General features: G+C 40.3%; 7 protein-coding genes and 1 pseudogene. 7 read left to right on the top strand and 1 reads right to left on the bottom strand.

Features of this window, described 5'->3' with window-relative positions:
- Positions 1 to 39 precede the first annotated feature (39 nt).
- On the bottom strand, positions 40 to 300 hold the full coding sequence (gene rpsT, locus H5072_RS06740; RefSeq protein WP_002958225.1) for a 30S ribosomal protein S20: 261 nt from the start codon (positions 298 to 300) through the stop codon (positions 40 to 42).
- Positions 301 to 595: 295 nt separating this feature from the next.
- Between rpsT and murJ the strand changes: the two genes are divergently transcribed.
- The 7 genes and pseudogenes from murJ to H5072_RS06705 form a co-directional block, all read left to right on the top strand.
- Positions 596 to 2134 carry a murein biosynthesis integral membrane protein MurJ gene (gene murJ / locus H5072_RS06735; protein ID WP_370660919.1) on the top strand — a complete coding sequence of 513 codons (1539 nt, stop codon included), beginning with the start codon at positions 596 to 598 and terminating at the stop codon, positions 2132 to 2134.
- A gap of 84 nt (positions 2135 to 2218) precedes the next feature.
- Positions 2219 to 3169 carry a bifunctional riboflavin kinase/FAD synthetase gene (ribF, locus tag H5072_RS06730; protein ID WP_024596625.1) on the top strand — a complete coding sequence of 317 codons (951 nt, stop codon included), beginning with the start codon at positions 2219 to 2221 and terminating at the stop codon, positions 3167 to 3169.
- A 5-nt stretch (positions 3170 to 3174) separates the two neighbouring features.
- Positions 3175 to 6003, top strand: coding sequence for an isoleucine--tRNA ligase (gene ileS / locus H5072_RS06725; RefSeq protein WP_182693073.1), 2829 nt, complete (start codon positions 3175 to 3177; stop codon positions 6001 to 6003).
- A 12-nt stretch (positions 6004 to 6015) separates the two neighbouring features.
- On the top strand, positions 6016 to 6516 hold the full coding sequence (gene lspA, locus H5072_RS06720) for a signal peptidase II (protein ID WP_182693072.1): 501 nt from the start codon (positions 6016 to 6018) through the stop codon (positions 6514 to 6516).
- Positions 6513 to 6953 carry an FKBP-type peptidyl-prolyl cis-trans isomerase gene (gene fkpB, locus H5072_RS06715; RefSeq protein ID WP_002958231.1) on the top strand — a complete coding sequence of 147 codons (441 nt, stop codon included), beginning with the start codon at positions 6513 to 6515 and terminating at the stop codon, positions 6951 to 6953. Before lspA ends, fkpB begins: the two co-directional genes overlap by 4 nt.
- A complete protein-coding gene (gene ispH / locus H5072_RS06710; protein ID WP_002958232.1) occupies positions 6953 to 7882 on the top strand; it encodes a 4-hydroxy-3-methylbut-2-enyl diphosphate reductase in 930 nt (309 codons plus the stop codon). Before fkpB ends, ispH begins: the two co-directional genes overlap by 1 nt.
- A gap of 29 nt (positions 7883 to 7911) precedes the next feature.
- Positions 7912 to 8204 (top strand): annotated as a pseudogene (locus H5072_RS06705) (alginate biosynthesis protein); the annotation flags it as partial.

The following is an 8204-nucleotide window of genomic DNA, read 5'->3' as shown; positions in this document are numbered from 1 at the left end:
CCGGCAAAAGCCGGTTTTTTATATTCTATCAAAAACAAATTATAGAGCTTTAATCTTAGCTGCTATACGGCTCTTATGACGAGCTGCTTTGTTTTTGTGAATTAGACCCTTAGTTGCGTAACGGTCTAGGATAGGTGTAGCAACAGAAAAAGCTTGCTGTGCAGCTTCTTTATCGCCCGCTTCAATAGCAACAATTACTTTTTTGAAGTAAGTGCGCATCATTGAACGACGGCTTGCGTTGTGCTGACGGTTTTTTTCGCTTGTGATAGCGCGTTTTTTTGCAGACTTGATGTTAGCCAAGGTTTGCTCCTAACAATCTTAAAATAAAGCTTAAATTAAAGGCCGTGGAATATGCCTGTTTCTATCATGGATGTCAATTTAAATTTAACAATCCAAGAAAAACTGCACCATATAACGAGCATCAATTTGCCGCTTTAGCAGTTAATATAGACATTGTAACAAAGCACAGACCCCCAGCCTAGTGCTTTAAAGCGATTTATAAAAAAGACTGTGGCATAATCGTCTATCTTGAGGATTTTTGAGTAGGTTTAAGGTGTCAAAAGGTTTATTTCGCTCTGGTATGATTGTTAGTTGTATGACTATGATATCGCGTATTTTAGGGCTCGTTCGAGATGCTGTCGTTGCCAATTTATTAGGCGCAAGTGCAGCGGCTGATGTTTTTTTATTTGCTAACCGTATTCCTAATTTTTTACGCCGTTTATTTGCAGAAGGTGCCTTCGCACAAGCATTCGTACCTGTGCTAAGTGAAATTAAAGAACAGCAAGGCGACGACAAGGTCAGACTTTTTGTTGCACAAGCAGCAGGCACATTAGGAACCATTTTACTAATTGTCACTATTATTGGTGTTGTTGCTTCCCCTGTTATTGCAGCACTATTTGGTACCGGTTGGTTTATAGATTGGTGGCAAGGCGGACCTAATGCCGAAAAATTTGAACTTGCAAGTTCACTACTTAAACTTACATTCCCCTATTTATTTTTTGTAAGTTTAGTTGCACTTAGTGGTGCGGTAATGAATGTGTATAACCGTTTTGCTGTTGCTGCATTTACACCAGTTTTGCTTAATGTTTCTATTATTACGTGTGCAATTTTTTTACATGATAAATTTTCGGTAGGTGCTTATTCACTTGCCATAGGTGTATTTGTCGGTGGTGTAGTGCAGCTACTATTTCAATTACCGTTCTTGTATCGCGCTAAAATGTTGGCGCGTCCGCGCTGGGCATGGCAAGACGAAAACGTAAAAAAAGTACGAAAACTTATGCTACCGGCTTTGTTTGGTGTCTCTATTAGTCAAATTAATCTGTTGCTCGATACCATGATTGCGTCATTACTGATGACGGGCTCAATTGCATGGCTTTACTATTCAGACCGCTTAATTGAATTTCCGCTGGGGTTATTTGGTATTGGTATTGCGACAGTTATTTTACCGGCGCTTTCTAAACTACATAGCAGTAAAAAAAGTAGCGACTTTCAGCATACTCTCGATTGGGGAGTTCGTTTTGTTATATTTTTAGGCCTGCCAGCAATGATAGGTTTGATGATCATCAGCCCACTTATTATTACCGTGTTGTTCGACCACGGTGCATTTAAAGAAGACAGTATTGATCATGTCAAAGCTGTAAGCTTAGGCGTAGTCGCATATTCGGTCGGACTTGTAAGCTTTATGCTAATAAAAGTACTCGCTCCTGGCTTTTATGCTCGTCAAGATACAAAAACACCGGTGCGTATTGGTATTATTACCTTAGTACTTAATATGGTGTTTAACATTATGCTGGCTCCTTTCATTGGTTATTTAGGGTTGGCACTTGCTACTTCGTTATCGGCTAGCTGCAATGCATTTTTATTATACAGACAGCTTAAAAAAGAAAATGTATACCAGTTCTCATCAATGAGTATGCGTTTTACACTTAAATGTGTTGTTGCAAGTATTGTTATGGGAGCTGTCACATGGTTTGTGAGCAGTTACTATTATTGGGCTACATGGGCCTTTACACAGCAAGTAATATTATTAGTAGCGCTAGTGGCTTTGGCAGGTATTAGCTACTTTGCAATGCTATTTGTGATGGGCGTTAGACTAAATACGATAAAAAGTGTAGCAATTACTGAATCAAACTAAAAAAAAGATTATAATCGGCAACTCTGCGGCTTTAATCATTTTTTAGCCGTAATTAATAGCTCGCTAAACAAGGCATTAGGTGGCATGGAGTTAATTAGAGGTATACACAATATTCGCCCACACCATTTTGGTTGTGTGTTAACTATTGGTAATTTTGACGGCGTTCATTTAGGCCACGCAGAAGTATTAAAAGGTTTACTTAGCGATGCTAAAGCGCATAGTTTGCCTAGCACTGTAATGCTGTTTGAACCCCAGCCACAAGAGTTTTTTGCTAAAAACAATGCCCCTGCACGGTTAACGCGCTTACGAGATAAGTTACGTTTATTGAGTGATTTAGGTATTGAGCGAGTTATTTGCATTAGCTTTAATCAGCAATTTGCAAACATGCATGCTGAGCAATTCGTTAATGAGATTTTGATTAAAAAGTTAGGTGTTAAAGCACTTACTGTTGGTGATGATTTTAAGTTTGGAAAGCAACGCCAAGGTAACTTTCACTTACTTGCTAGCATGGGTAAGCAAGCGGGCATGGATGTAAAAAGCACCGCGAGCTTTCGTCAATTAAATGCTAGAGTAAGCAGCACTTTAATACGAGATGCTTTAGCATCCGGTGACTTAGCGAGTGCTAAAATAATGCTTGGTCACGATTATGCTATTTCTGGGCGTGTTATACATGGCTGGAAAAGAGGACGTGAACTCGGTTTTAGAACGGCAAATATAGCCCTAAAACGCCAAGTGTGTCCTGTCAACGGAGTGTTTGCAGTGCAAGCAACGATTGCAGGAAAACAGATTTTTGGAGTTGCAAATGTAGGTAATAAGCCGACATTTAATGGAACTCGTGCATTATTAGAAGTTCACCTTTTTGATTTTGCACAGGATATTTACGGACAATTTATGCATGTGGAGTTAATAGAAAAACTTCGCGATGAGAAAAAATTCGAGACATTAACACAATTAACGGCGCAAATAGCAACTGATGTTGCTGCCGCTAAGCAGTGTTTTGGTTTAAATCAGGTAGCCGATAGAGACGGAATGTAGGATAAATGAGCGACTATAAACATACTTTGAACTTACCGGAAACACCGTTTCCAATGCGTGGCAATTTGGCACAACGTGAACCAAAAATGCTTAAAGCATGGTATGAGGACGACCTTTATGGTCAAATTCGCAGCGCTAAGAAAGGTAAAAAAACCTTTATTTTGCATGACGGCCCTCCGTATGCAAATGGCGATATCCATTTAGGCCACTCAGTTAATAAAATATTAAAAGATATTATTGTTAAGTCTAAAACATTATCTGACTTTGATTCACCATTAGTTCCAGGTTGGGATTGTCATGGTTTACCAATCGAGTTAATGGTTGAGAAAAAAGTAGGCAAGCCGGGTGTAAAAGTTACTGCGAGTGAGTTTCGTGAAAAATGCCGTGCATACGCTAAAAAACAAGTTGAAGGTCAAAAAGTTGATTTTAAACGTTTAGGCGTATTTGCAGATTGGGATAAGCCATATTTAACAATGAACTTTGACTTTGAAGCGAATGCAATTCGTGTGCTTGGTCGTATTATTGAAAAAGGTCATTTGCATAAAGGCGCAAAGCCTGTGCATTGGTGTACAGACTGTGGCTCTGCATTAGCAGAAGCAGAAGTTGAATACCAAGATAAGCAGTCTCCAGCAATAGATGTGCGTTTTACATTTGTTGATCAAGATGCTGTTGTTAGTGCCTTTGATCTGGCTGATGGTCATAAAGGTGAAGGCAGTGTTGGTACTGTTATTTGGACAACAACACCGTGGACGCTTCCTGCAAACCGCGCTGTGGCTGTGCATGCCGATTTAGAGTATGCGTTAGTACAGGTTGAAGATGAAGGCGTACAACAACGTCTAATTTTAGGTTCTGAGCTTGTTAAAGATGCTATGGACCGTTTTGGTTTTAATCACTTTCACGTACTAGGGTATGTAAAAGGTGCAGCGCTTGAAAACTTGCAAGTAGCCCATCCTTTTTATGATTTTAATGTACCAGTGATTGTTGCAGAACACGTAACTACTGATTCAGGTACTGGTGTTGTACATACCGCCCCAGGCCATGGTCAAGAAGATTTCGTGGCTGGTTTAAATTACAACCTTGAAGTGGCTAACCCTGTTGGTGCAAATGGTGTTTATTTACCAGATACCGAACTTTTTGCAGGTCAGCACGTATTTAAGGCAAATGCGAGCGTAATTGAAGTATTAAAAGAGCGTGGTGCGCTTATGCATCACCATGCGCTTACGCATAGTTACCCGCATTGTTGGCGCCATAAAACACCAATCATTTTCCGTGCTACACCACAATGGTTTGTAAGTATGGATCAGGCTAACTTACGTCAAGATTCTCTTGCTGAGATTAAAAACACGCAGTGGTTACCAGAGTGGGGCGAAAGCCGTATTTCTAACATGGTTGAAAGCCGCCCAGATTGGTGTATTTCTCGCCAGCGTACTTGGGGCGTTCCTATTGCATTGTTCGTTGATAAAGACACCGGTGCACTTCACCCAAATACACAAGAGCTAATTGCTCAAGCAGCAGAGCTTGTTGAAAAGTCTGGTATACAAGCATGGTACGATTTAGAACCAGCTACTTTACTTGGTGAAGAAGACGCCAAGCAATACATGAAAGTGCAAGATACGCTAGATGTATGGTTTGACTCAGGTGTGTCACACGCTTGTGTAGTAGATGCACGTGAAGACTTGGTTGGTCCAGCTGACTTATATCTTGAAGGTTCTGATCAGCACCGTGGTTGGTTTATGTCGTCAATGATGACATCAGTTGCGATTAATGGACATGCACCATATAAGCAAGTGCTTACGCATGGTTTTACCGTTGATGAAAACGGCCGTAAAATGTCTAAGTCGTTAGGCAATGTTATTTCACCACAAAATGTGATGAATAAACTAGGTGCTGACATTCTACGTTTGTGGGTGGCTTCTACCGATTACACGGCAGAAATGACTGTGTCGGATGAAATATTTAAACGCTCAGCCGATCGTTACCGCCGTATTCGTAACACTAGCCGTTACTTGCTTGCTAACCTAAATGGTTTTAACCCAGAAACAGATCAAGTAGCTGTTGATGATATGGTTGAGCTTGATAAGTGGATTGTTGGCCGTGCAGCTCAGTTGCAAGACGAGATTTTAGCCGCATACGACAGCTACCAAATGCTATTAGTAACGCAAAAGCTAATGAACTTCTGTACGGGTGAGCTTGGCTCGTTCTATTTAGATGTTATTAAAGATCGTCAATATACAGCTAAGAGTGATAGCCATGCACGTCGTTCTTGTCAAACTGCGCTTTATCATATTGCAGAAGCAATGACGCGTTGGATGGCACCTATTATGAGCTTTACCGCACAAGAAATTTGGGAAGCGTTACCGGGTGAGCGTAGTGACTACGTATTTACATCAGTTTGGTACGATGGCTTACAAGCGCCAACAAATAGCCAATTTAGTAACGATGATTGGTTAGAGATTTTAACTGTACGTGACGAAGTAAACCGCTTATTAGAAGCTGCACGTAAAGAAGAAGTCATTGGTGCAACACTTCAAGCAACGGTAAATTTATTTACGGGTAAAGAGCTTGCCGCTAAATTAAACGCGCTTGGTGATGAACTGCGTTTTGTATTGTTAACATCAGCCGTGAATGTTACTGAAGTTGATAGCCAGCCTGCAGATACACAAGCTACCGAGATTGAAGGTTTGTTCATTAGCGTTGCTGCAACAGATGCTGCTAAATGTGAGCGTTGTTGGCATTACAGCGAAGATGTAGGTGTTGAGCCTGCTCATCCTGAAATTTGTGGTCGTTGTGTAAGTAATGTTGACGGCGAAGGTGAAAAGCGTCAATTCGCTTAGGAGTTATTCTTAGTGAGCAAACTAGCCCAAAAAAGTGGTTTAGTGTGGCTTTGGTTGAGTCTATTACTTTTAGTAATAGACTTTGCCAGTAAAACACTTGTTGTAGGGACTATGGCTTATCAAGAGTCTATAAACTTACTCCCTGTTTTTAGTATTACTTATGTACATAACTATGGTGCTGCATATAGCTTTTTAAGTGAAGCGGGTGGTTGGCAGCGCTGGTTTTTAAGTGCAATTGCCGTTGCTATTAGTGCTTTGCTTGTATGGTGGCTAAAACGCTTACCTGCTACAAATAAAGTACTATGCGCTGCTTATGCATTGGTACTTGCTGGCGCTATTGGTAATTTATACGATCGTATTGCGTATGGTTATGTAATCGACTTTATTCACGTTTTTTATAAAGACTCACATTTTCCTGTATTCAATATTGCCGATTGCGCTATTTGTATTGGCGCAGCATTATTGTTATTTGACGCCTTCACCGGCGAGAGTCCAAAGGAGCATAAAGCATGAGCCAAGCTGTAATTGGTGAAAACTCGCAAGTTATTTTCCATTTTTCTATTAAATTAGAAGATGGCTCTGCCGCTGATTCTACCAAGGTACACAACAAACCTGCTAAATTAACAATGGGTGATGGCAGCTTAACGGCAAACTTCGAAAAGTGTTTATTAGGTTTAACTGCAGGCGAAAGTAAAACGTTTGAATTAGAACCTGAAGATGCTTTTGGTCAACCAAACCCAGATAATATTTACTACGTTGACCGTAGTAAGTTTGGTCCAGAAACACCAGCTAAGGTAGGTGCAATTATTGCGTTTACTCAACCTGATGGCACTGAGCTTCCTGGTTTAGTCCGCGAAGTGCAAGGTGAGTCGGTAACGATTGATTTTAATCACCCTTTATCTGGCCAGCGTTTAACCTTTGAAGTTGATATTATTGAGGTGGAAGGTTAATGGAAATATTACTAGCTAATCCTCGCGGCTTTTGCGCTGGTGTTGACCGTGCTATTAGTATTGTTGAGCGCGCTTTAGATATTTTTGAAAAGCCAATTTATGTTCGCCACGAAGTAGTACATAACCGCTATGTGGTTGATGGACTAAAAAGCCGTGGTGCGGTATTCGTTGAAGAACTTGATCAAGTACCTGACGACAGTATTGTTATTTTTAGCGCACATGGCGTATCGCAAGCGGTTCGCAGCGAGGCTAAACGTCGTGATTTAAAAGTATTTGATGCAACGTGTCCGCTTGTAACTAAAGTGCATATGGAAGTTACACGTGCGAGTCGCAAAGGTATTGAGTGTATTTTAATTGGACATCATGGTCACCCTGAAGTAGAGGGAACAATGGGACAATATGATAACTCAGACGGTGGCATTTATCTTGTTGAAACCGTTGATGATGTTGTTGCGCTTAATGTAAAAAATGCTGAAAATCTTTTTTACTGTAGTCAAACGACTTTATCAGTTGATGATACAGCTGATGTTATTGATGCACTACGCAATAAGTTTCCATCAATTGACGGACCTCGTAAAGATGATATTTGTTATGCAACGCAAAATCGTCAGGATGCTGTTCGTGACTTAGCTGACAAAGTTGATGTGCTATTAGTTGTTGGCGCTAAAAACAGCTCTAACTCTAATCGCTTACGTGAACTTGCAGATAAAATGGGCACTGTTGCTTATTTAATTGATGATGCAACTGATGTGCAAGAGCAGTGGGTTTCAGGTTCTAAATCAGTAGGTGTAACTGCGGGTGCATCTGCGCCAGAAGTACTTGTACAACAAGTTATAAGCCGATTAAAAGATCTTGGTGGTACGCAGGTTGTTGAAAACCCAGGCGAAGAAGAGAATATCGTATTTGCTGTTCCTGTAGAGCTACGTTAATTTAAAATTTAGATTATAGGAGAGTCGTTATGAGCAAGTCACTAAAAAATGATGGTTTGCTTTTTTCGGCTCTTTTTAATGAGCGAGGCGTACTAGCTTCGCTTATTGTTTCTCAAGTTATTGCTATTGTTTTAGCCTTTGCACCCAATGTAGAAGGAGATATTTGGCTTCGACTTGGGATCATCAGTTTGTTTATGCATTTAATTGTTTTAGTCGGTACCTCTTCTTTATACTTTTGTAGATTTTTCTTACAAACGCGCACTCAAACTTTTCAATTAAGTTTGTTTTTTATCTTTTTTTTATTATCTACATGCATTTTTAG

It is taken from the genome of Pseudoalteromonas sp. SR45-5 (assembly GCF_014163565.1).
GTDB classification, from domain to species: Bacteria; Pseudomonadota; Gammaproteobacteria; order Enterobacterales; family Alteromonadaceae; genus Pseudoalteromonas; species Pseudoalteromonas distincta.
The sequence above is the reverse complement of the archived record's forward strand: the minus strand, read 5'-3'. Positions and strand labels throughout refer to the sequence as shown.